Source organism: Enterobacter cloacae complex sp. 277I4, from assembly GCF_050031465.1.
Taxonomy (GTDB): Bacteria; Pseudomonadota; Gammaproteobacteria; order Enterobacterales; family Enterobacteriaceae; genus Enterobacter; species Enterobacter cloacae.
The window spans coordinates 1,723,225-1,746,239 of the sequence record NZ_JBLGWC010000001.1 but is presented as its reverse complement, the minus strand read 5'-3'; the positions used below and the strand labels follow the sequence as shown (position 1 = coordinate 1,746,239).

19 protein-coding genes are annotated in these 23,015 nt (G+C 53.5%); 5 read left to right on the top strand and 14 right to left on the bottom strand.

What is annotated here, in order from left to right; translation table 11 throughout:
- Nucleotide 1 precedes the first annotated feature (1 nt).
- Nucleotides 2-781: a tRNA uridine 5-oxyacetic acid(34) methyltransferase CmoM gene (gene cmoM / locus ACQG19_RS08325; RefSeq protein ID WP_013097296.1), complete on the bottom strand. Its 780-nt coding sequence runs from the start codon at nt 779-781 to the stop codon at nt 2-4.
- A gap of 124 nt (nt 782-905) precedes the next feature.
- On the opposite strand from cmoM, the gene elyC reads away from it, so the two are divergent.
- The gene (gene elyC / locus ACQG19_RS08320) at nt 906-1,685 is read left to right on the top strand and encodes an envelope biogenesis factor ElyC (protein WP_013097297.1); all 780 of its coding nucleotides are present in this window, start codon (nt 906-908) and stop codon (nt 1,683-1,685) included.
- Here the strand turns inward: elyC and ACQG19_RS08315 are convergent.
- The 13 genes from ACQG19_RS08315 to ACQG19_RS08255 form a co-directional block, all read right to left on the bottom strand.
- Complete coding sequence (locus tag ACQG19_RS08315) at nt 1,662-2,555, bottom strand: YcbJ family phosphotransferase (RefSeq protein WP_013097298.1); 894 nt, start codon at nt 2,553-2,555, stop codon at nt 1,662-1,664. The genes elyC and ACQG19_RS08315 overlap by 24 nt on opposite strands.
- 142 nt (nt 2,556-2,697) lie before the next feature.
- On the bottom strand, nt 2,698-3,444 hold the full coding sequence (kdsB, locus tag ACQG19_RS08310; RefSeq protein WP_222168596.1) for a 3-deoxy-manno-octulosonate cytidylyltransferase: 747 nt from the start codon (nt 3,442-3,444) through the stop codon (nt 2,698-2,700).
- A complete protein-coding gene (gene ycaR, locus ACQG19_RS08305; protein ID WP_013097300.1) occupies nt 3,441-3,623 on the bottom strand; it encodes a protein YcaR in 183 nt (60 codons plus the stop codon). Before ycaR ends, kdsB begins: the two co-directional genes overlap by 4 nt.
- Before the next feature lie 45 nt (nt 3,624-3,668).
- Nucleotides 3,669-4,898 carry a winged helix-turn-helix domain-containing protein gene (locus ACQG19_RS08300; RefSeq protein WP_222168595.1) on the bottom strand — a complete coding sequence of 410 codons (1,230 nt, stop codon included), beginning with the start codon at nt 4,896-4,898 and terminating at the stop codon, nt 3,669-3,671.
- 44 nt (nt 4,899-4,942) lie between these two features.
- On the bottom strand, nt 4,943-5,920 hold the full coding sequence (gene lpxK, locus ACQG19_RS08295; RefSeq protein WP_058679353.1) for a tetraacyldisaccharide 4'-kinase: 978 nt from the start codon (nt 5,918-5,920) through the stop codon (nt 4,943-4,945).
- Nucleotides 5,917-7,665, bottom strand: a complete 1,749-nt coding sequence (gene msbA / locus ACQG19_RS08290; RefSeq protein ID WP_013097303.1) for a lipid A ABC transporter ATP-binding protein/permease MsbA — start codon at nt 7,663-7,665, stop codon at nt 5,917-5,919. Before msbA ends, lpxK begins: the two co-directional genes overlap by 4 nt.
- A gap of 36 nt (nt 7,666-7,701) precedes the next feature.
- A complete protein-coding gene (locus tag ACQG19_RS08285; protein ID WP_129252579.1) occupies nt 7,702-9,966 on the bottom strand; it encodes a ComEC family protein in 2,265 nt (754 codons plus the stop codon).
- Nucleotides 9,967-10,180: 214 nt separating this feature from the next.
- Nucleotides 10,181-10,468 carry an integration host factor subunit beta gene (gene ihfB / locus ACQG19_RS08280; RefSeq protein ID WP_003858233.1) on the bottom strand — a complete coding sequence of 96 codons (288 nt, stop codon included), beginning with the start codon at nt 10,466-10,468 and terminating at the stop codon, nt 10,181-10,183.
- A 170-nt stretch (nt 10,469-10,638) separates the two neighbouring features.
- Nucleotides 10,639-12,312: a 30S ribosomal protein S1 gene (rpsA, locus tag ACQG19_RS08275; protein ID WP_008499966.1), complete on the bottom strand. Its 1,674-nt coding sequence runs from the start codon at nt 12,310-12,312 to the stop codon at nt 10,639-10,641.
- Nucleotides 12,313-12,423: 111 nt separating this feature from the next.
- Complete coding sequence (gene cmk / locus ACQG19_RS08270) at nt 12,424-13,107, bottom strand: (d)CMP kinase (RefSeq protein WP_013097305.1); 684 nt, start codon at nt 13,105-13,107, stop codon at nt 12,424-12,426.
- 185 nt (nt 13,108-13,292) lie between these two features.
- On the bottom strand, nt 13,293-14,576 hold the full coding sequence (gene aroA, locus ACQG19_RS08265; RefSeq protein WP_045295727.1) for a 3-phosphoshikimate 1-carboxyvinyltransferase: 1,284 nt from the start codon (nt 14,574-14,576) through the stop codon (nt 13,293-13,295).
- Between the two features lie 68 nt (nt 14,577-14,644).
- The gene (gene serC / locus ACQG19_RS08260; protein ID WP_048972468.1) at nt 14,645-15,733 is read right to left on the bottom strand and encodes a 3-phosphoserine/phosphohydroxythreonine transaminase; all 1,089 of its coding nucleotides are present in this window, start codon (nt 15,731-15,733) and stop codon (nt 14,645-14,647) included.
- Nucleotides 15,734-15,895: 162 nt separating this feature from the next.
- Nucleotides 15,896-16,588, bottom strand: a complete 693-nt coding sequence (locus ACQG19_RS08255) for a DUF421 domain-containing protein (RefSeq protein ID WP_013097308.1) — start codon at nt 16,586-16,588, stop codon at nt 15,896-15,898.
- Nucleotides 16,589-16,716: 128 nt separating this feature from the next.
- Between ACQG19_RS08255 and ycaO the strand changes: the two genes are divergently transcribed.
- The 4 genes from ycaO (at nt 16,717) to pflA (ending at nt 23,014) form a co-directional block, all read left to right on the top strand.
- Nucleotides 16,717-18,477 (top strand): 30S ribosomal protein S12 methylthiotransferase accessory factor YcaO, encoded by a 1,761-nt coding sequence (gene ycaO / locus ACQG19_RS08250; RefSeq protein WP_038981416.1) that lies wholly within the window; start codon nt 16,717-16,719, stop codon nt 18,475-18,477.
- 406 nt (nt 18,478-18,883) lie between these two features.
- Nucleotides 18,884-19,741 (top strand): formate transporter FocA, encoded by an 858-nt coding sequence (gene focA / locus ACQG19_RS08245; protein WP_102752528.1) that lies wholly within the window; start codon nt 18,884-18,886, stop codon nt 19,739-19,741.
- 51 nt (nt 19,742-19,792) lie between these two features.
- Nucleotides 19,793-22,075, top strand: coding sequence for a formate C-acetyltransferase (gene pflB / locus ACQG19_RS08240; RefSeq protein WP_013097311.1), 2,283 nt, complete (start codon nt 19,793-19,795; stop codon nt 22,073-22,075).
- Nucleotides 22,076-22,273: 198 nt separating this feature from the next.
- Nucleotides 22,274-23,014, top strand: a complete 741-nt coding sequence (gene pflA, locus ACQG19_RS08235; RefSeq protein ID WP_014831281.1) for a pyruvate formate lyase 1-activating protein — start codon at nt 22,274-22,276, stop codon at nt 23,012-23,014.
- Nucleotide 23,015: the final 1 nt, after the last annotated feature.

Sequence of the window (23,015 nt, the reverse complement as noted above, 5' to 3'; positions counted from 1 at the left end):
GTTATCCTTGCATCTGCGGCTTGTGCGCGGTGACGTGAATATAGCGGCCAAGACTGATAAACGGTTCCTGACGGCAATACCGCGTTTCTAATTCTGTTAAGGTGTCAAAACAGTCACGCTGTTTGTGTTTTTCACGCAGATAATCATGAAACACCCTGACGCCCGTCTTCCCGGTTATCTGCCAGCCAATCTCTTCCAGCCAGCCGTAAACCTGCTGGGGATCGCGCGGATAGTCCGGGGAAAGCGTGCGCTTTTTCTTTTTCGGCATTCCGACCTGAACATAGTCGAAGTTGCCCGCAACCATGTTGTGCATCAGGAAGCCGTTAGCATTGTAGAACATCAGCGACAGCGTACCGCCCGGGCGTAGCATCGACCACAGGGTTTGTAACACGCTTAAGGGATCGGCTACCCATTCCAGCACCGCATGAAACAATATCAGATCAACCTGTGTTTCCAAATGCTGTGCGATGTCCTGAGCGGCGCATTGTACAAAATGCATGTTGTCGCTCACACCTTTCTCCTCTGCTGCACGCGTGGCACGCGCAACCATCTCAGCAGAAAGATCGCAAAGTGTGACGTGATGACCGCGCTCAGCCATTTTTATGGCCGTCTGCCCTTCACCGCCTCCGGCGTCAAGCACGCGCAACGTTTGACCGCCATACGTGGCCAGAATGGTGTCCAGATCCTGCCAGAGGATCGTCTGACGTAACTGCCCTTTTGTGGTGCCGTATATGTTGCGCGAAAACTTTTCCGCGATGTCATCAAAATTGCGATCCCGCATTGGGAGAGTTCCACTCGCTAACTGCAAAACCGCTATTTTGTCACACCCGCGCGGAGAATGAACCTCTCTGGTGTAATATCACGGGTATTCGCCTGCTATATGGTTAAAAAAGGAACCAAAAAGGATGCTTTTTACCCTGAAGAAATACATTGGAGGCATGATGCTTCCCCTTCCGCTACTGCTGCTCATCATCGCGCTGGGGCTGGGGCTGGTGTGGTTTAGTCGCTTTCAGAAAAGTGGCAAAACGCTGATCACCTTCGGCTGGCTGGTACTGCTGCTGCTGAGCCTGCAACCCGTCGCAGACAAACTGTTACGTCCCATCGAAAACACCTACCCAACCTGGCAGGGAAACCAGAAAGTGGAGTACATCGTGGTGCTGGGCGGCGGGTATACCTGGGATCCAAACTGGGCCCCCAGCTCCAACCTGATCAATAACAGCCTGCCGCGCCTGAACGAAGGTATTCGCCTGTGGCTGGCTAATCCGGGATCAAAAATGATCTTCACCGGCGCGCCAGCCAAAACCAACCCGGTCAGCACGGCTGAAGCCGGCGCCAGGGTGGCGGAATCCCTCGGCGTGCCGCGCTCCGCTATTATCACGCTAGACAGTCCGAAAGATACCGAAGAAGAAGCCGCCGCGGTGAAACAGGCTATTGGCGATGTTCCGTTCTTACTGGTGACATCTGCTTCACATCTGCCAAGGGCAATGATTTTCTTCGAAAAACAAGGTCTGCACCCGCTTCCCGCGCCGGCGAACCAGATGGCCATTAACGCCCCGCTCAACCCATGGGAACGGGTGATCCCGTCCCCAATGTGGTTGATGCATAGCGATCGCGTCGGCTATGAGACGCTGGGACGCATCTGGCAGTGGCTGAAAGGCTCCTCAGGCGAGCCAGGGCAGGAGTGATTTTGTCGCAAGGTCAAAGTTGGCGCGGTTGAAACGTCCGGTATTCACCAGCTGCGCCACTTCATCCCACAATAAATAAAGCCAGCGCCGCCAGAGAAACGCCTCCGCAACGGGCGCGCGCTGCAGATAGTGCCACAGCAAGCCTTCAGCGGCCGCGCTGTCGCTGAGCCTGAACAGGTCATACTCGCGCGGAGCCCAGAGCATGACCCCTGGCCCCAGCATCGCCAGAAGCTGATCGCTACGAGAATCTTTAAGCATGCTACGCAGGGTAAAATTACCGTGTATCAACACGCAGTTGTCGTTAAAGCCCTCAAACAGCGCCGGTAAACACTCCCGGGTGCGGAACAGGATACGTTTATCCTGCATGGTCAAGCCGGTGTTGTTGAACTGATTAAGCGTTCCCCACAGCACCTCCACCCGCTGGCGATACCACAGCGGCCAGAGATTTTCCTGAGTGCTGTCGACGGGTCCCACAAGGCCACGGCTATCCTGCCGGTGCCAGGCCAGCAGTGCCTCCACAATCTGGTCTTTCAGTTGTTCCCAGCGCTCCGGTGTACGCGCCGGGGCTTCAACGGATACTCCGCGTAAACGCTCAATCAGCAGAACATCCGGACCGGGGTGCTCTTCATGCGTCATCACCCCATAAACCGTCGGCATACGCACGGTTCCTTGCCGCGCGAGCATTGAAATTTTCCAGGCGAGCTGCCTGGCTACACCCGGCGAGGTAAAGCTTCGGGCCATCAGCGGCATTGGGTTTCCCTGACTGTCGTACAACGACCAGAGCGCGGTATCTGCCTTTTCACTTACACATTCCACTCGGCTTAACTTCTCGCCAAGCAGGTGACTCAGTTCGGCACGCAGCTGTTCCATATGAGATTACCCCCATTAAGACTACTGCTTTTATAATGAGCGCGCAGGACGCAGATGTCACCCTGCGGAGATCAATTATGGAAAAGATAAGAGAAAATAAACGGCGGAGTGCATCCCTCCCAAAAGAGGGATGCCGCAAGGATTAACGCAATTCAGCGCGAACGCGCTCAAGATCTTCTGGGGTGTCTACGCCTGTACCAGGCACCTCTTCGGCGACGGCAACGTGGATCTTTTCGCCGTACCAGAGCACACGAAGCTGTTCCAGCATTTCAATATGCTCCAGCGGACTCGGTGTCCAGGTTACATACCGGCGAATAAAGCCAGCGCGATAGCCGTAGATGCCAATATGGCGCAGGAAGGTATCGCCAATGGTCTCTTTGGACACCGCAAAGCGATCACGATCCCACGGGATGGTGGCACGGGAGAAATAGAGCGCATAGCCCTCCGCATCCGTCACAACCTTCACCGCGTTCGGGTTGAACGCTTCTTCCGCGTGGTGGATAGGTACCGCGAGAGTTGCCATGCCAACCTGACGCTGCGCCAGGTTTTCCGCCACCTGACGAATAATCGCCGCCGGGATCATCGGTTCGTCGCCCTGCACGTTAACGATTAACGTATCGTCGCTGAATGCGCATTTCTCAACCACTTCAGCCAGTCGTTCAGTACCAGACTGGTGATCGGCGCGGGTCATGCACACTTCCCCGCCTGCGGCTTCAACCGCACGCGCAACATCAGGATGATCGGTGGCCACGATAATACGGTCAGCGCCGGACTCACGGGCGCGTTCAAGGACATGCACAATCATTGGCTTGCCGTTGATATCTACCAGCGGCTTACCCGGCAGACGCGTTGAGGCGTAACGGGCAGGAATAATGACGACAAAGCTCATGGTTTGCTCTCTTCTGCGACCAGGGAACGGGCTTCGTTTTCCAGCAGTACCGGAATACCGTCACGCAGCGGGAAAGCCAGGCTGTCCGGTTTGCAAATCAGCTCTTGTTTGTCCTGGCTATAGTAGAGTTTGCCGTTGCACACCGGGCAGGCAATAATTTCAAGTAAACGGTGATCCATAGTTCCTCCGTATGGGTAATCGCTAAAGCTTAACACATTCTCTTTTCAGGGCGTGCCTGTTTCCCAGCCACTTCGACAGGATGTAAAGAGTCCGTCAGGCACGCGGCCCAGCGTCACTTCACAGGCCTTCTGCCAGCAGGCGAAATCATTGATGGCGGATGTTAACCTTTTTTCCAGGGGCGCGGTTAACCTGACGCCCTCTTCCAGATACAGCGCAATGACCTCTAGCGTGCCGGTTTTACGGTGCATTTTGGCATCCATGCGCCCTACCAGTTGTCCCTTGTGCAGCAGGGGCAAAACAAAGTAACCGTACTGGCGCTTTGGCGCGGGAGTGTAGCACTCCAGCCGGTAGCTGAAATCAAACAGCTGCTCGGCCCGTTTTCTGTCCCAGACCACCGGATCAAAAGGTGACAGCACCGCGCTATGGGTTGCCTGAAGTTTACCTGCTTCAGCTTGTGGCAGCAGCGGGAGTAAATCCGCATGCAGCCACATTTCGCCCAACTTCTCTACAGAGACCGGGATAACCCGCTGTTCACGCTGCCAGTTATCCAGCAACGGTTTCAGCTCGGGCTGTCGGAGACGGTAATAATCGGCCAGCCATTGCGGACGGAAAATACCCAGACTGCGGGCGCTGTTTTCAAGCATGACGGCTTCGGCTGCCTCCTGTGTGAGCAGGTCGCGCTCGTCGTCCCAGTGAGGCATCACCCGCTGCGTCAGGTCGTACACCCGTTGAAAATTACGCCGCTCGACTACCATCACCTTGCCTGATGTAAACAACCCTTCGAGATGACGCTTGTGCGGTTTCCATTCCCACCAGCCGCTTGCCCCTTTTCGTGGATGTTCAAAATCCGCGGAACGTACTGGCCCCTTTTCCGCGATATGGGCAATGAGCTGCTCAATCTCAGCCGCATGCTCGTGCATCCACGCCTGCCGGTATTTCCAGCCCATTTTTTCCGGGGCGAGCATACGGTGGCGAACCAGGGCAAAATCGCTGCGGGGCAGGAAACAGGCTTCATGTGCCCAGTATTCCATCAGCTCTCCCTTGCTGAGCGCATCATCGAGCCACTGAGGCGGATAATTACCCAGCCGGCTGAACAGCACCAGGTAGGGGCTACGAGCCACAATGTTGATGGTGTCGATTTGCAACAACGACATGCGTTGCACGGTAGTGAGGATATCGGCAGGCTGCGCGCGGCGACGGGGCTTTTTAAGAAGTCCTTGCGCGGCAAGGTGCAAGTTACGTGCGGCTGAAAGCGAGAGTTGCGGTAAAGACATGCGTTTTCCTGTCAGTCAAAGCGCCACCAGAACCGCGTAAGCTCTTAATGCACCAACGCAATCAGTTCCTGGAGCAAGTGTTCCGGCTGCTCGCCGCTGAGTTCAGCGTCAACCGGCAGATACCACCAGTTTTCTTTCGCAAAAGCGCGGCATTTCACCGCATCTTTTTCGGTCATGATTAATGTCTGACCGGATGTTGTCAACGCGTCTACCTGCTCCGCCACCAGCGCCTGGTGATCGGCCAGCGGAACACGCTTTTCAAGGCGGGCACCACACTGTTCCAGCGTTGCGAAGAAACGCGGAGGATGACCAATACCTGCCATCGCGACCAGCGCCGGTAGCCGGGAAACGGCCTGTCGTTCACCGGTCAACAGGTTAATTGCCATGCCTGGCTGGAGTTGCATCGGGATCTCCCCCGGCTGTGCCACACCGCCGTTAACAATCACCGCATCCACGGACTTCAGGCGCGAAGCGCGTTCACGCATGGGGCCTGCAGGCAGCCACCAGCCGTTGCCAAAACGGCGGACGCCATCAATGACCACAATCTCTTTATCACGCGCCAGCGCGTAATGCTGCAGACCGTCATCGGTAATAATTATTTGCACGTCGTGTTCGGCAAGCAGCGCCTGAACAGCATCACTACGCACCGGAGAGACTGCGACAGGCGCGCCAGTACGCTGATAAATCAATACCGGCTCATCCCCCGCCTCGGCGGTCGTCGTGTCCGGCGTCAGGAGCAGTGGATAGTGCGCCGCTTTGCCGCCGTAACCTCGCGACACCACGCCGGGGCGGATGCCGCGCTTTTGCAGTTGCTCAACCAGCCAGATGACCACAGGGGTTTTACCGTTCCCCCCTGCCGTGAGGTTACCCACCACGACAACCGGCACCGGCGCACGCCACGCCCGCTTTAGCCCCAGACGGTAAAGCAGACGAATAATGCCGCTCACCAGACCATACAGCCAGGAGAGCGGCAGAAGCAGCAGCCACAGCGGGGACTCACCGGACCAGATGCGGGCAATCATTCGCCGAACTGCATCTTATGGAGCTGAGCGTAAACACCACGCTGTGCCAGTAAATCGGTATGGCTACCGCGTTCTACAATGACCCCATCCTCCACAACGACGATTTCGTCAGCCTGTTCAATCGTTGACAGGCGGTGCGCAATCACCAGTGATGTACGGTTCTTTTGCAGTTCATCCAGCGCAGACTGAATTGCACGTTCAGATTCTGTATCCAAAGCAGAGGTTGCTTCGTCGAGGATCAGAATAGGGCTGTTACGCAGCAGTGCACGGGCGATGGCGATACGCTGACGTTGACCACCGGAGAGCAGAACTCCATTCTCACCGATGATGGTATCCAGGCCGTTGTCCATCTTGTTAATAAAGTCCATGGCATAGGCCATGCGAGCGGCTTCTTCAATCTGCTCGCGGCTGTACTCTTCAGTGCGCGCATAGGCAATGTTGTTCGCAACAGTATCGTTGAACAGATGCACGTTCTGAGAAACCAGCGCAACCTGGTTACGCAGCGACTGCAGGGTGTATTCCCGCAGGTCGTGACCGTCTAACAGAATTTCACCCTGATCGATGTCGTAGAAACGGGTAATCAGGCTGGCAATCGTCGATTTACCCGAACCGGAACGGCCGACCAGCGCAACGGTTTTGCCTGCCGGAATGGTCAGGTTGATGTTACGTAATGCTGGAACTTCACGGCCAGGGTAAGTGAAGGTCACGTTGCGGAATTCGACATCGCCCTTTGCGCGCTCAATGACGCGAGTACCTTCGTCTTTCTCTTGCTCAGAATCCAGGATGCTGAACAGCGTCTGGCATGCTGCCATCCCGCGCTGGAACTGGGCGTTAACGTTGGTCAGCGACTTCAGCGGACGCATCAGCGCAATCATGGAAGAGAACACAACGGTGATGGTCCCCGCCGTCAGCGTTTCCATTACGCTCGGGAAGCTTGCCGCATACAGGACGAATGCCAGAGCCAGAGAGGCAATCAGCTGAATAATGGGATCAGAGATTGAAGAGGCCGAGACCATTTTCATCCCCTGCAGACGCATTTTGTTGCTGACTTTATCGAAGCGTTTTGTTTCGACCTCCTGCCCGCCGAAAATCAACACCTCTTTATGTCCTTTCAGCATCTGCTCAGCGCTGGTGGTCACCTGCCCCATCGTATTCTGCATATTCTTACTGATATTGCGAAAACGCTTTGAAACGACGCGGATCGCGACAGAAACAACCGGAGCCAGCACGATGAGGATCAGCGACAGCTGCCAGCTATAATAGAACATCATCACGAACAGACCGATAATTGACGCACCTTCACGCACAACGGTAATCAGTGCGCTGGAGGAAGAGGATGCCACCTGTTCTGAGTCATAGGTGATACGTGACAACAACGTACCTGTCGATTGTTTGTCAAAGAAGGCCACCGGCATGCCCATCATGTGGCTGAACAGCCGACGGCGCATTGTCATGACCACTTTTCCTGACACCCAGGAGATGCAATAACTGGAAATATAGCTGGTGATACCGCGTAAGATCATCAGTCCGATCACCACCAGAGGCATCCATAGCAACACTGAGCGATCCGTTTTACCAAAACCGTCATCCAGTAACGGTTTGAGGAGCGATAACATAAAAGTATCGCTGGCTGCGTTGAGAACTAACGCTATACCCGCCACGATTAAACCTGCTTTAAAAGGTGCAATCATCGGCCAGAGTCGGCGGAAGGTTTGCCACGTGGAGAGATCTTTGTCGTTATGCATTCAAAAAACCAGCATCTGTTGAAATAGCCGCATATTCTACCCGTTATCGACGGGCGCGCCAAACCACTGATGATACCAACGCGGTAAATATTGCTCCCGCAACCGTCGGATTTGCCAGGCATGTTGCGAAAACGTCACCGATATTTGGCCCGAATGAGGGGTATCGTGCCAGACATAGCCCTCCTTTCGATAACGCTTCACCACCTTCACTGACGGGAATCGCCACGCATTGTAACGGGCCGCAGAATCCAGCGCGATTTCACCTCCCACCCGTTGTACCAGCGGCAACGATGAGGAGGTATTACTGCCATGGTGCGGCACCTGTATCACCGTTGACGTCAGATAACGCCAGTAATGGCTAAGCATAGCCTGTTCCGCTTGCGCTTCAATGTCCCCTGTCAGCAAAACACTCTGCTCACCGTCATCAATTTTAACCACGCAGGAGCGATTGTTACCCTGGGCAGTGGATCCAGCCGGTGGCCAGTGGACGGTGAATGTTAACCCCTGCCATTTCCACTGCTGCCCGCGAAAGCAGGAAAGATGCTGCGCCCACCCCAGCGGGCTTCGTACCCATAAGCCGGGCCATGCCGCCTGCAGCGATGCCAGACCACCAGCATGGTCCAGGTGCTCGTGACTGAGAATAACGCCCTCTGGTTGCAGGTGATGCCAGCGTAACCACGGAATGATCAACTGCTGCGCACTGTCTCCCCCAGGCCAGCCGGGACCGGTGTCGTATAGAAGCGCTTTACCCTGCCGCTCAATAACCATTGATAGCCCCTGCCCCACATCCAGCATATGCAACGTCCAGCTATCGGTTTTCTCCGTTCGCATGAATGGGGATGCCAGCACGACAGTTCCTGTCAGACACACCGCCGGCATGCTTTTCCAGGAGCGAAAACGCCAGCCGATAATGGCCAGCCAGGGCAGTAATGTCAGGTACTGCCAGCGCTCATCGACGTCCTGCCAGCCATCAGGCAGACGCTGCAGCAGCCAGAACAAACCGGCCAGGGACTTATCTGCCGCAAACCATACGCCAGTTTCCAGAGAGACCAGCGGGAGCAGGTGCAGTAGCATACCGAGCAGGATCAGCGGAACCGAGATAAAGGTCACCAGCGGAACGGCAAAGAGATTGGCTACCAGCGAAGAGACGCTGAAGCCATGGAACATCAACACCTGCAAAGGCAGGAGCAGCAGCAACATCCCAACCTGCAGATAGAGTAAATTTACCAGGGGTCGCACCCGGCGAGTCCAGCGCCAGCTGGGGAGTGGCAGCCACTGATACCAGAAAATCAACGCCGCGACAGCAAACGCTGACAACACCAGGCTTTGAGAAAGCACCGCCAGCGGATCAACGATGAGTATCGCTGCAATACAGCTACACCAGATCTGCCATGCAGACCACTGACGCGCGCCGATCCGCAGAGCGGCCAGCACCGCAAGCGCGATGACCGTGCGTAATGCAGGCGGCTGCAGACCCGTTAGCCATGCGTAGAAGGCCGCAAAAAACAGTCCCGCAAGCAGAGGCATCTGCCAGCGGATCCACTGACACGGCAATAAAAACTGAAAACCCCTGGCAAGCGTCCAGATGATGGAAGCCGCCAGCGTGATATGCAAACCCGAGATCGCCATCAGATGCGACGTGCCGGTTTCACGCATCAGTGTTTTTATTTCCCGGGGCACATCCAGGCGCTCGCCCATCCCCAGCCCCAGGATCACCGCTCCCCAACGATAGGCTGAAAGGGTGTCGTGCAGCGATGACAGATAGCGGGCACGCAAGCTGCAGCGTTCATCAATGATTTCTGCCCGTGTAAAACGTCCGCTCAACGTTTGATGCCGGGCAAAAGCATTTCGCTGAGGATCATATCCTCCGTCGTTCAGTTCACCATGTACAGGCCTTAGCCTGAGCGTCATGGCCCAGCGTTGACCCGCGCAGCCCTTTTGCGGCAGGTAATTGCCATACAACACGATGCCCGTCGATGCCCACCAGCGTTTGCCATTAAGTGCAACGATTTTACCCTGATGGACTGTTGCGCCATCGGTGGCGGTGATCTCCACCTCTGCCTTGACTGCACCGGTGGTTAAATGCTGCATCGGCCAGACGCTTTCCTGCGCAGCCAGAATGCCCCACGCGCAAAATAACAACCCCATACCGATACACTTCAGACTGATGCTTCGCTGTAAGCCCAGCACCAACCCGCCGGCAACCATGATCCATAAAGTATGCCGTGCAGGTAGTTCAGGTAACCAGAGTAGCGGCACTATCGCCAGAATGGCGCACAGACTTAGTGTGGGAATTCCCATTACGACCTCCCTGTTTCAGGGCGGCAGTATGTAAGAAGAGGGAGAGAGGCGTCAGTTGAATAAAATGCAGGTTACAGCGCACGCTGCACTGTTTTTGTCGGTTTGCAGAAAACGACACGGGGATTGCGGCACGGCTTCAGAATAAAAACGATAAGTACAAAAAAAGCACCCGGAGGTGCTTTCTTTTGAACCCAGTTTAACCTGATGGCTAAACTCAGTTGCCGTAAATATTGGCGCGATCGCGCAGTTCTTTACCCGGCTTAAAGTGTGGAACGTACTTACCTTCCAGCTCGACTTTATCGCCAGTCTTCGGGTTACGCCCGGTACGTGGAGCACGATAGTGCAGAGAAAAACTACCGAAACCGCGGATTTCAATGCGCTCGCCCTGGGCAAGAGTGGTGGCCATATGCTCCAGCATCTCTTTTACGGCATCTTCCACTGCTTTAGCTGGGATATGCGGTTGCTGACTGGCAAGTCTTTCAATCAATTCTGACTTGGTCATGATTCCTCCGGTTCCTTTCAAACCAATTAGCTGAACAGCTCATTAAACAAGGGCGGCCGTAGCCGCCCTTTGTTATTGATTACAGGACGAATCCTGCAATCTGTCAAGTTTGCTCCTCATCCTTCGCGCGATAAATGCGTTACCGCTCAAAGGATGCTGAGGACTTGATATTACTCGCCTTTAGCTGCTTTGAAAGCTTCAGCCATTGCGTTGTTAGAGAAGTTTGCATCTTCCTGTTTGTTAACAGTAGCGATTGCATCTTTCTCGTCAGCTTCGTCTTTCGCACGAACAGACAGGCTGATTGCACGGTTCTTACGGTCAACACCGGTGAACTTAGCTTCAACATCGTCGCCAACGTTCAGAACCAGAGTGGCATCTTCAACGCGGTCACGTGAAGCTTCAGAAGCGCGCAGGTAACCTTCAACGCCGTCAGCCAGTTCTACGGTTGCGCCTTTAGCGTCAACTGCAGTCACTTTACCGTTTACGATTGCGCCTTTCTTGTTCAGTGCAACCCAGTTGTTGAACGGATCTTCTGCGAGCTGTTTAACGCCCAGAGAGATACGCTCACGCTCTGCGTCAACCTGCAGAACAACTGCTGCGATTTCGTCGCCTTTTTTGTATTCACGAACTGCTTCTTCGCCTGCAACGTTCCAGGAGATGTCAGACAGGTGAACCAGGCCGTCGATGCCGCCGTCCAGGCCGATGAAGATACCGAAGTCAGTGATAGACTTGATTTTACCTTCAACACGGTCGCCCTTGTTGTGGGTTTCCGCGAACTGCTGCCATGGGTTGTTTTTGCACTGCTTCAGGCCCAGGGAGATACGACGACGTTCTTCGTCGATATCCAGAACCATAACTTCCACTACGTCACCAACGTTAACAACTTTGGATGGGTGGATGTTTTTGTTGGTCCAGTCCATTTCGGAAACGTGTACCAGACCTTCAACGCCTTCTTCGATTTCAACGAAGCAGCCGTAGTCAGTCAGGTTGGTCACGCGGCCAGTCAGTTTGGTACCTTCTGGGTAACGCTTAGCGATAGCTACCCATGGATCTTCGCCCAGCTGTTTCAGGCCGAGGGATACACGAGTACGCTCGCGGTCGAACTTCAGCACTTTAACAGTGATTTCGTCGCCCACGTTCACGATTTCGCTTGGGTGCTTAACGCGTTTCCACGCCATGTCGGTGATGTGCAGCAGGCCATCAACGCCGCCCAGGTCAACGAATGCGCCGTAGTCAGTGAGGTTCTTAACGATACCTTTGACTTCCATGCCTTCCTGCAGGTTTTCCAGCAGCTGATCGCGTTCTGCGCTGTTTTCGGATTCGATAACGGCACGACGGGAAACAACAACGTTGTTACGCTTCTGGTCCAGCTTGATTACTTTGAACTCAAGCTCTTTGCCTTCGAGGTGCAGGGTGTCACGGACTGGACGAACGTCTACCAGAGAACCTGGCAGGAACGCACGAATACCATTCAGCTCAACAGTGAAGCCACCTTTAACTTTGCCGTTGATAACACCGACCACAGTTTCAGCTTCTTCGTAAGCTTTCTCCAGCGTGATCCATGCTTCGTGACGTTTAGCTTTTTCACGAGACAGCAGGGTTTCGCCGAAGCCGTCTTCTACTGCGTCCAGAGCAACGTCAACTTCGTCACCTACCTGGATTTCCAGCTCGCCCTGGGCGTTTTTGAACTGCTCTGCCGGAATGGCGGACTCAGATTTCAGACCGGCGTCAACCAGTACAACGTCTTTGTCGATAGCAACAACAACACCGCGAACGATGGAACCCGGACGGGTTTCGATTTCTTTTAAGGATTCTTCAAACAGTTGAGCAAAAGATTCAGTCATGTTTAATCTTCAGGTTAATATTAACGTCCACCTGGCTCCGTGCCGGATGGGGTTGTTTCACATACCCGCCGTCAATCCATTGCAGCGGGGGTACTGCTAAATCGGTCGCAATTACGCGAGTGCCAGTTTTTGGCGCGCATATTGTAGCGCTTTTTCAATCACTTGCTCAATAGTTAAACTGGTGGAATCCAGAACTAATGCATCTTCTGCAGGAACAAGTGGGGCGACGGCGCGGTTACGGTCGCGGTCATCGCGCTCTTTTATCTCGGATAAAAGGCGATCAAAGTTAACACTAAACCCCTTCTCCTGCAACTGAAGCATGCGGCGTTGAGCCCGTTCTTCCGAGGAAGCGTCAAGGAAAATTTTCACTGGCGCATCAGGGAATACCACCGTCCCCATATCTCGTCCGTCAGCGATCAGGCCGGGTGCTTCACGGAAAGCACGCTGACGGCGTAACAGGGCCTCACGAACGCGCGGGAAAGCCGCCACCTGAGAGGCAGCGTTAGCAACCTCCTGCGTACGAATTTCGCCGCTCACATCTTCCCCTTCCAGGATCACTTCGAGGTTGCCATCGGTCGAGACAAAACGCACATCCAGATGCGCAGCCAGCGGAACCAGCGCCTCTTCAGACGCAACATCCACATGGTGATGCAGCGCTGCCAGCGCCAGCACGCGATAGATAGCTCCCGAATCTAAAAGATGCCATTGCAATGCTTCCGCCATCGCCTTGCACAGAGTTCCTTTCCCTGCGCCACTAGGCCCATCAATGGTGATTACCGGGGCAACTGCCGTCATCTTTTTCTCCTTAATAAAGGCATACCGTTAACATGAACGCCGCGCATTATACGCGCCAACGTGCGCAACTGTTACCTTTGCGTGCAAATTACGGAATTAATGAAGCAGAGTGTAGAAGAAATGTGCGGGAACAAACGTCAGAAAACGTAAGGAAATGCCGCATCGGGTGATGCGGCATCATGTCATCAGGCCAGTGTACTGATGCGGGCCAGCTGTTCGAAATAGTCCGGGAAGGTTTTCGCCGTACATTTCGGATCGAGGATCGTGACAGGTGTATCGGACAACGCCACCAGCGAGAAGCACATCGCCATACGGTGATCGTTGTAAGTTCCGATTTCCGCGAACTGCAGTTTTGCCGGAGGCGTTACGCGAATGTAGTCTTCGCCCTCTTCCACTTCGGCACCCACTTTACGCAACTCGGTGGCCATCGCGAACAGACGGTCAGTCTCTTTTACGCGCCAGTTGTAGATGTTACGCAGCGTCGTAGTGCCTTTTGCAAAGAGCGCAGCGGTGGCAATGGTCATTGCCGCGTCAGGAATGTGGTTCATGTCCATATCGATGGCGTTGAGTTCACCACGTGTACAGGCGATGAAATCCTCCCCCCAGGTCACTACCGCACCCATTTTCTCCAGCACATCAGCAAAACGAATATCGCCCTGCACGCTGTTACGGCCAATACCGGTCACTTTCACCGTACCGCCTTTAATAGCACCTGCCGCCAGGAAGTAAGACGCAGATGAGGCGTCACCTTCAACCAGATAGTTACCCGGAGACTGATACTGCTGCGCACCGCGAACCACGAAGCGCTGATACGCGTGGTTTTCCACCTCCACACCGAAGGTTTTCATCAGATGCAGGGTGATATCAATGTACGGCTTAGACACCAGGTCACCCTTGATGGTGATGACCGTATCCTGCGGTGCCAGCGGTGCAGTCATCAACAGTGCCGTCAGGAACTGGCTGGAGACGCTGCCGTCCACCTCGACGTTGCCGCCGGTAAAGCCACCGCGAAGGCGCAGTGGTGGGTAATTTTCTTGCTCCAGATAGTCAATCTGGGCACCGCCCTGACGAAGGGCATCCACCAGATGACCGATCGGACGCTCTTTCATGCGCGGTTCGCCGGTCAGAACAATATTGTTGCTGCCCAGGCACAGAGCTGCCGCCAGTGGGCGCATGGCGGTTCCCGCGTTACCCAGAAACAGTTCCAGTTCCTCGGCTGAACGTAGCGCACCGCCGTTCCCCGTCACTTCACAGCGGGTACGGTCGTCAGACAGCGTGTAGTGAACTCCCAACGCTTTCAGCGCATTGAGCATATGGCGCACGTCATCGCTGTCCAGCAGGTTCGTGAGGACGGTGGTGCCGTTTGCCAGAGCTGCCAGCAGCAGAGCGCGGTTCGAGACACTTTTTGAACCAGGCAGATTGATGGTGCCATCTACCCGCGCGATAGGATGTAACGTCAGGGATTCCATGAAACTTAACTCTCAACTCAACATAATAAAAACCCCGCAGCAGGGCTACGGGGGTGAAAACAGCGCAATCAACCGTGGCGACGTTCAAAGTCAATCATGAAATCGGTCAGGGCTTTAACGCCTTCCAGCGGCATGGCGTTATAGATGGAGGCGCGCATGCCGCCTACCACACGGTGACCTTTCAGCGCATGCAGACCTGCGGCGAAGGACTCTTCCAGGAAAACTTTATCCAGGTTGCTGTCCGCCAGCTGGAACGGCACGTTCATGCGGGAACGGTTGGCTTTCGCCACATCGTTACGATAGAAATCACTCTTATCAATGACGCCGTACAGCAGTTCAGCTTTCTGCTGATTGATCTTGTCCATCTGCGCCACACCGCCGTTTTGCTTCAGCCATTTAAAGACCAGGCCGGAGAGATACCAGGCAAACGTCGGTGGGGTGTTGAACATGGAGTCGTTATCGTTCAGCACAGTGTAATCAAGAATCGACGGGCAGGATTTATGCGCTTTACCCAGCAGATCGTCACGTACGATGACGATAGTCAGGCCTGCAGGGCCGATATTTTTCTGCGCACCCGCATAGATGACACCGTAGCGGCTGACGTCAATCGGCGCAGAGAGAATGGTGGAGGAGAAGTCAGCGGCAACCACCACGTCTTTACCGAAGTCCGGCGTCTCGTCGATGGCAATCCCGTCAATGGTTTCGTTCGGGCAGTAGTGCAGATACGCGGCGTTGTCAGAGAGCTGCCACTCGCTCATTGGCTTCACGGCACGCAGGCCATCAACGGTCACTTTGGCGTCGATGACGTTTGGCGTGCAATATTTATGCGCCTCTTTCACCGCGCTGGCAGCCCAGTAGCCAGCGTCAACATAGTCTGCCGTGGTTTTGTCACCCAGAATATTCAGCGGTACGCCAGCAAACTGGCCGCGCCCACCACCGTGGCAGAACAATACTTTGTAGTTCGAGGGAATGTTCAGCAGATCGCGAAAATCCTTTTCTGCCTCTTCCGCCACCTGAATAAACTCTTTACCTCGGTGGCTGATTTCCATCACCGACGTACCCAGACCGTTCCAGTCACAAAGTTCCTGTTGAGCCTGTTTAAGCACGTCTGCCGGTAACATTGCCGGACCTGAACTGAAATTAAAGACTTGAGCCATTTCCCCTCACCACGCTAAAAGCCATAAGTTATAACTGTGGATATCGGTTTTATCATTCAGTGACACGCGCCGCAATGTCTAAAACTTATGACCGGTGAAATGTGCCCTTCGTCACACAATACAATCTGCCGCCTCGCTGTCACAAAACCGACAAAATGGCTGTCAGACAAGGCGTTTGGCCCGGCTAACCTTCGACCATTCCGGATTTGTACAGCGGGGACATAATTGATGATCGCCCACGTGCATGGCAACGACATGGCTACATCTTACACAGGCATATTCGCCGGATTCCGGTACCGTTTTAAACCGCTCGATCAACATATCCGGCAGAATACAGAGCCCTGGCTTAACCTCGTCGTCAGGATAGTAATACACGCTGATTTGCCCATTCGTTTCCATTATCGCCAGACGCACTTGCCCAAGCTGCTCCACGCTGTTCAGCCGCAGCTCCATAAAGAACTCAAATTCGGTCATATTGGCGCTTTGGACATTTTCCCAGGCCAGCTGTCCGTTCTCAACGATAACGACGGGTTTCCCTTCAAGCATGTCTTCCAGCTTTTCGCTTTTCGACATCAGCCACATGACCAGCCGGTAAAGCAGCGCCAGCGTGACGAAGACAATAAACACCGGCACCATTGGCACATCATCGTAAAAAGCGACATCCCCCGCCGCTGAACCCAGCGTCAGAATGATCAGCACCTCAAACAGCGACATCTGCCGTACGCCACGCCGACCGGTGATTTTAAGAAACAGGAAGACCAGGACGAAGGTATACAGACTACGCAGCGCCACTTCGCCTAAAAATTCGGGTGGGACTTTATCAAACGCCATCCTTTGCAGATCGAATGCTTTCATTTTTTTTATGCCTTAACAGTCAGTTACTGACAGTAAGCATAGCCCAGTCTTTTATTTTCGCCGGAGATAGCACCCGTCACGCAAAACCCGTATCATTGCGCGCTTTACGTACGATAAAAGTGAACGCCATGACTCAAACGTTTATCCCCGGCAAAGACGCCGCCCTGGAAGATTCCATCGCTCGCTTCCAGCAGAAACTGACCGACCTGGGCTTTAATATCGAAGAAGCCTCCTGGCTTAATCCAGTGCCTCACGTCTGGTCCGTGCATATTCGCGATAAAGACTGTGCACTGTGCTTTACCAACGGTAAAGGCGCGACGAAAAAAGCGGCGCTGGCTTCTGCGCTGGGTGAGTATTTTGAACGTCTGTCGACCAACTACTTCTTCGCCGATTTCTGGCTGGGTGAAACCATCGCTAACGGCCCGTTTGTTCACTATCCCAATGAAAAATGGTTCCCGTTGACCGAAGACGATGAACTGCCGGAAGGCATTCTGGATGCGCGTCTGCGTGCGTTCTACGATCCAGAAAATGAACTGACCGCCAGCATGCTGATCGATCTGCAGTCGGGTAATGAAGAGCGTGGGATCTGTGCCCTGCCGTTCACCCGTCAGTCTGATGAACAGACCGTGTACATCCCGATGAACATTGTCGGTAACCTGTATGTCTCTAACGGCATGTCCGCCGGTAATACCCGCAATGAAGCGCGTGTGCAGGGGCTGTCAGAAGTGTTTGAGCGCCACATTAAAAACCGCATCATTGCTGAATCCATCAGTCTGCCTGAAATTCCGGCCGACGTGCTGGCGCGCTATCCGGGCGTGGTGGAATCCATTGCTAAGCTGGAGGCAGAAGGCTTCCCTATCTTTGCGTATGATGGCTCGCTGGGCGGTAAATACCCGGTTATCTGCGTTGTGCTGTTTAACCCAACGAACGGCACCTGCTTCGCCTCCTTCGGCGCACATCCTGACTTCGGCGTGGCGCTGGAGCGTACCGTCACCGAGCTGCTACAGGGCCGTAGCCTGAAAGATCTCGATGTATTTACTCCACCAACCTTTGACGACGAAGAAGTGGCCGAGCATACCAACCTCGAAACCCACTTCATCGACTCCAGCGGTTTGATCTCCTGGGATATGTTCAAGCAGGACGCAGACTATCCATTCGTCGACTGGAGCTTTGCCGGTACGACCGAAGAAGAGTTCGCTACCCTGATGGCCATCTTCAACGCGGAAGATAAAGAAGTCTACATTGCTGACTACGAACACCTGGGTGTTTACGCCTGCCGTATTCTGGTGCCGGGCATGTCCGATATCTATCCGGCTGAAGATCTGTGGCTGGCAAACAACAGCATGGGTGCGCACCTGCGTGAAACGCTGCTGGCCCTGCCGGGCAGCGAGTGGGAAAAAGAGGATTATCTGAACCTGATCGCCCAGCTGGACGACGAAGGCCATGATGACTTCACGCGCGTACGTGAACTGCTGGGTCTGGCTACCGGTAAAGACAACGGCTGGTATACCCTGCGCATCGGCGAGCTGAAAGCGATGCTGGCGCTGGCTGGCGGCGATCTGGATCAGGCCCTGGCCTGGACCGAGTGGACCATGGAATTCAACCAGTCAGTGTTCTCTGCCGAGCGCACCAACTACTACCGCTGCCTGCAAACCCTCCTGCTTCTTGCGCAGGAAGAGGATCGTGAGCCGCTGCAGTACCTGAACGCCTTCGTGCGCATGTACGGTGCAGAGGCGGTAGAAGCCGCCAGCGCGGCCCTGAGCGGCGAAGCACCATTCTACGGACTGCAGGCGGTAGACAGCGATCTGAAAGCCTTCCCTGCGCATCAGTCGCTGTTGAAGGCCTATGAAAAACTGCAGAAAGCAAAAGCCGCTTACTGGTCAAAATAAGCGCATATAACATTATCAGCAGTAGGCGTATTTAATCGTCTGGGCTATATTACGGGGCAATTTCATTGCCCCGTTTTTTATTTTTTTCGGCAATGAACGTTGAATGTAATAATAAAGTTAAATATGGGTAAATATAATAATATTTACCTGGGCTTTACTGTTACTTTTTATGGCAAATACTCCATATTAATTAACTGTTTCAGAGGTGGCCGACCGAAAAAATTCAACTCTTTTCATAACTTTTAAAATTTATTTTTATACGGATAATCAAAAACTTACACCGCATTTGTCGTAAAACCATACACACTGCGGGCCTATAAGCCAGGCGAGATATGATCTATATCAATTTCTCTTCTATAATGCTTTGTTAGTATCTCGTCGCCGACTTAATAAAGAGAGAGTTAGTGTGAAAGCTGACAACCCTTTTGATCTTTTACTCCCTGCTGCGATGGCCAAAGTGGCCGAAGAAGCAGGTGTCTATAAAGCAACGAAACACCCGATGAAGACGTTCTATCTGGCGATCACGGCCGGTGTGTTCATCTCTATCGCGTTCGTCTTCTACATCACTGCCACCACCGGTACTGCCGCGATGCCTTACGGCATGGCCAAACTGATTGGCGGCATTTGCTTCTCACTGGGTCTGATTCTGTGCGTTATCTGCGGCGCCGACCTCTTCACCTCAACGGTGCTGATTGTCGTAGCAAAAGCCAGCGGAAGAATTACCTGGGGTCAACTGGCGCGCAACTGGCTTAACGTCTATGTTGGTAACCTGATTGGCTGTCTGCTCTTTGTTTTGTTGATGTGGCTCTCTGGCGAGTATATGACCGCCAACGGTGGCTGGGGACTGAACGTCCTGCAGACCGCGGACCACAAAATGCACCACACATTTATCGAAGCGGTTGCACTTGGCATCCTCGCGAACCTGATGGTCTGTCTGGCGGTATGGATGAGTTACTCCGGCCGTAGCCTGATGGACAAAGCCATGATTATGGTTCTGCCGGTTGCGATGTTTGTTGCCAGCGGCTTCGAGCACAGTATCGCGAACATGTTTATGATCCCAATGGGTATTGTAATCCGCAACTTTGCGAGCCCGGAGTTCTGGACTGCAATTGGTTCAACCCCGGAAAGTTTCTCTCACCTGACTATTATGAATTTCATTACTGATAACCTGATCCCTGTCACTATCGGGAACATTATCGGTGGGGGTCTGTTAGTTGGGTTGACATACTGGGTCATTTACCTGCGTGGCGACGATCATCATTGATGGTTATCTCAGGCAGTAAATAAAAAATCCACTTAAGAAGGTAGGTGTTACATGTCCGAGCTTAATGAAAAGTTAGCCACAGCCTGGGAAGGTTTTGCAAAAGGTGACTGGCAGAATGAAGTAAACGTACGTGACTTCATTCAGAAAAACTATACCCCGTATGAAGGTGACGAATCCTTCCTGGCTGGCGCAACTGAAGCGACCACCAAGCTGTGGGACAGCGTAATGGAAGGCGTAAAACTGGAAAACCGCACTCACGCGCCAGTTGATTTTGACACCTCCGTTGCTTCCACCATCACTTCTCACGATGCTGGTTACATCAACAAAGCCCTTGAGAAAATCGTTGGTCTGCAGACTGAAGCACCACTGAAACGTGCGATCATCCCGTTCGGTGGTATCAAAATGGTTGAAGGTTCCTGCAAAGCGTACAACCGCGAGCTGGACCCAATGCTGAAAAAAATCTTCACCGAATACCGTAAAACCCACAACCAGGGTGTATTCGATGTTTACACCAAAGACATTCTGAATTGCCGTAAATCCGGTGTTCTGACTGGTCTGCCAGATGCCTACGGCCGTGGCCGTATCATCGGTGACTACCGTCGCGTTGCGCTGTACGGTATCGACTTCCTGATGAAAGACAAATACGCGCAGTTCGTTTCCCTGCAGTCCGATCTGGAAAACGGCGTAAACCTGGAAGCAACCATCCGTCTGCGTGAAGAGATCGCTGAACAGCACCGTGCGCTGGGTCAGATCAAAGAGATGGCTGCTAAATATGGCTGCGATATCTCTGGTCCTGCAACTAACGCTCAGGAAGCTATCCAGTGGACCTACTTCGGCTACCTGGCCGCAGTTAAGTCTCAGAACGGTGCAGCAATGTCCTTCGGTCGTGTATCCACCTTCCTGGATGCGTACATCGAACGTGACCTGAAAGCAGGTAAAATCACCGAGCAAGACGCTCAGGAAATGATTGACCACCTGGTCATGAAACTGCGTATGGTTCGCTTCCTGCGTACCCCTGAATATGATGAACTGTTCTCTGGTGACCCAATCTGGGCAACCGAATCTATCGGTGGTATGGGCGTAGATGGCCGTACTCTGGTCACCAAAAACAGCTTCCGCTTCCTGAACACCCTGTACACCATGGGTCCTTCTCCGGAGCCAAACATCACCGTTCTGTGGTCTGAAAAACTGCCTCTGAACTTCAAGAAATTCGCCGCTAAAGTGTCCATCGACACCTCTTCTCTGCAGTATGAGAACGATGACCTGATGCGTCCGGACTTCAACAACGACGACTACGCTATCGCATGCTGCGTAAGCCCAATGGTTGTTGGTAAACAAATGCAGTTCTTCGGTGCGCGTGCAAACCTGGCGAAAACCATGCTGTACGCTATCAACGGCGGCGTTGATGAAAAACTGAAAATGCAGGTTGGTCCTAAGTCTGAACCAATCAAAGGCGATGTGCTGAACTATGACGAAGTCATGGATCGCATGGATCACTTCATGGACTGGCTGGCGAAACAGTACGTTACTGCACTGAACGTTATCCACTACATGCACGACAAGTACAGCTACGAAGCCTCTCTGATGGCGCTGCATGACCGTGACGTTATCCGTACCATGGCGTGTGGTATTGCAGGTCTGTCCGTTGCTGCTGACTCCCTGTCTGCTATCAAATATGCGAAAGTTAAACCAATTCGTGACGAAGACGGTCTGGCTATCGACTTCGAAATCGAAGGCGAATATCCGCAGTTTGGTAACAACGACGCTCGCGTTGATGACATGGCGGTTGACCTGGTTGAACGTTTCATGAAGAAAATTCAGAAACTGACCACTTACCGTAACGCTATCCCGACTCAGTCTGTTCTGACCATCACCTCTAACGTTGTGTATGGTAAGAAAACCGGTAACACCCCAGACGGTCGTCGTGCTGGCGCGCCATTTGGCCCAGGTGCTAACCCAATGCACGGTCGTGACCAGAAAGGTGCGGTTGCCTCTCTGACTTCCGTTGCAAAACTGCCGTTTGCTTACGCGAAAGATGGTATCTCTTACACCTTCTCTATCGTGCCAAACGCGCTGGGTAAAGATGACGAAGTACGTAAAACTAACCTCGCGGGTCTGATGGATGGTTACTTCCACCACGAAGCGTCCATCGAAGGTGGTCAGCACCTGAACGTGAACGTCATGAACCGTGAAATGCTGCTTGATGCGATGGAACACCCTGAGAAATATCCTCAGCTGACCATCCGTGTATCTGGCTACGCAGTACGCTTTAACTCCCTGACTAAAGAACAGCAGCAGGACGTTATCACCCGTACTTTCACTCAGTCCATGTAACTGGAATTGACTGAAATCACGCGTTAAAAAGCGTACAATAAAGGCTCCACGTCAGTGGGGCCTTTTTCTTCCCCACCCCAGTCTCTTTTGGCCGCTATCTATACTGAATGGATAACAGCCAAAACAGACTCGACATAGCCTTTGAGCTGTGCATCAACACAGGCCCCGGGATGGGCCAAATTCGGAGATATCACCGCAATGTCAATTATTGGTCGCATTCACTCCTTTGAATCCTGTGGCACTGTTGATGGCCCGGGCATCCGTTTCATCACCTTTTTCCAGGGCTGCCTGATGCGCTGCCTGTACTGCCACAACCGTGACACATGGGATACGCACGGCGGCAAAGAAGTGACCGTTGAAGATCTGATGAAAGAGGTGGTGACTTACCGCCACTTTATGAACGCGTCCGGCGGGGGCGTCACCGCATCCGGTGGTGAAGCCATTCTTCAGGCGGAATTTGTGCGCGACTGGTTTCGCGCCTGCCACAAAGAAGGCATACACACCTGCCTCGACACGAACGGGTTTGTGCGCCGCTACGATCCGGTCATCGATGAATTGCTTGAAGTCACCGACCTGGTCATGCTCGATCTCAAACAGATGAATGATGAGATCCACCAGAACCTGGTTGGCGTATCCAACCACCGTACGCTGGAGTTCGCCAAATATATTTCAGCCAAGGGCATCAAAACCTGGATCCGCTATGTCGTGGTTCCAGGCTGGTCTGATGATGATGATTCCGCACATCGCCTGGGCGAATTTACCCGCGATATGGGCAACGTCGAGAAAATTGAGCTTCTGCCCTACCATGAGCTGGGTAAACATAAATGGGTGGCGATGGGTGAAGAATATAAGCTTGATGGCGTTAAGCCGCCGAAGAAAGAGACGATGGAGCGCGTGAAAGGTATTCTGGAACAATACGGACACAAGGTCATGTATTAAA

What these genes read in the sequence shown, in the direction of transcription:
- cmoM (WP_013097296.1), bottom strand. Translation starts at nt 781, where the DNA reads ATGCGGGATCGCAATTTTGATGACATCGCGGAAAAGTTTTCGCGCAAC.
- elyC (WP_013097297.1), top strand. Translation starts at nt 906, where the DNA reads ATGCTTTTTACCCTGAAGAAATACATTGGAGGCATGATGCTTCCCCTT.
- ACQG19_RS08315 (WP_013097298.1), bottom strand. Translation starts at nt 2,555, where the DNA reads ATGGAACAGCTGCGTGCCGAACTGAGTCACCTGCTTGGCGAGAAGTTA.
- kdsB (WP_222168596.1), bottom strand. Translation starts at nt 3,444, where the DNA reads ATGAGCTTTGTCGTCATTATTCCTGCCCGTTACGCCTCAACGCGTCTG.
- ycaR (WP_013097300.1), bottom strand. Translation starts at nt 3,623, where the DNA reads ATGGATCACCGTTTACTTGAAATTATTGCCTGCCCGGTGTGCAACGGC.
- ACQG19_RS08300 (WP_222168595.1), bottom strand. Translation starts at nt 4,898, where the DNA reads ATGTCTTTACCGCAACTCTCGCTTTCAGCCGCACGTAACTTGCACCTT.
- lpxK (WP_058679353.1), bottom strand. Translation starts at nt 5,920, where the DNA reads ATGATTGCCCGCATCTGGTCCGGTGAGTCCCCGCTGTGGCTGCTGCTT.
- msbA (WP_013097303.1), bottom strand. Translation starts at nt 7,665, where the DNA reads ATGCATAACGACAAAGATCTCTCCACGTGGCAAACCTTCCGCCGACTC.
- ACQG19_RS08285 (WP_129252579.1), bottom strand. Translation starts at nt 9,966, where the DNA reads ATGGGAATTCCCACACTAAGTCTGTGCGCCATTCTGGCGATAGTGCCG.
- ihfB (WP_003858233.1), bottom strand. Translation starts at nt 10,468, where the DNA reads ATGACCAAGTCAGAATTGATTGAAAGACTTGCCAGTCAGCAACCGCAT.
- rpsA (WP_008499966.1), bottom strand. Translation starts at nt 12,312, where the DNA reads ATGACTGAATCTTTTGCTCAACTGTTTGAAGAATCCTTAAAAGAAATC.
- cmk (WP_013097305.1), bottom strand. Translation starts at nt 13,107, where the DNA reads ATGACGGCAGTTGCCCCGGTAATCACCATTGATGGGCCTAGTGGCGCA.
- aroA (WP_045295727.1), bottom strand. Translation starts at nt 14,576, where the DNA reads ATGGAATCCCTGACGTTACATCCTATCGCGCGGGTAGATGGCACCATC.
- serC (WP_048972468.1), bottom strand. Translation starts at nt 15,733, where the DNA reads ATGGCTCAAGTCTTTAATTTCAGTTCAGGTCCGGCAATGTTACCGGCA.
- ACQG19_RS08255 (WP_013097308.1), bottom strand. Translation starts at nt 16,588, where the DNA reads ATGAAAGCATTCGATCTGCAAAGGATGGCGTTTGATAAAGTCCCACCC.
- ycaO (WP_038981416.1), top strand. Translation starts at nt 16,717, where the DNA reads ATGACTCAAACGTTTATCCCCGGCAAAGACGCCGCCCTGGAAGATTCC.
- pflB (WP_013097311.1), top strand. Translation starts at nt 19,793, where the DNA reads ATGTCCGAGCTTAATGAAAAGTTAGCCACAGCCTGGGAAGGTTTTGCA.
- pflA (WP_014831281.1), top strand. Translation starts at nt 22,274, where the DNA reads ATGTCAATTATTGGTCGCATTCACTCCTTTGAATCCTGTGGCACTGTT.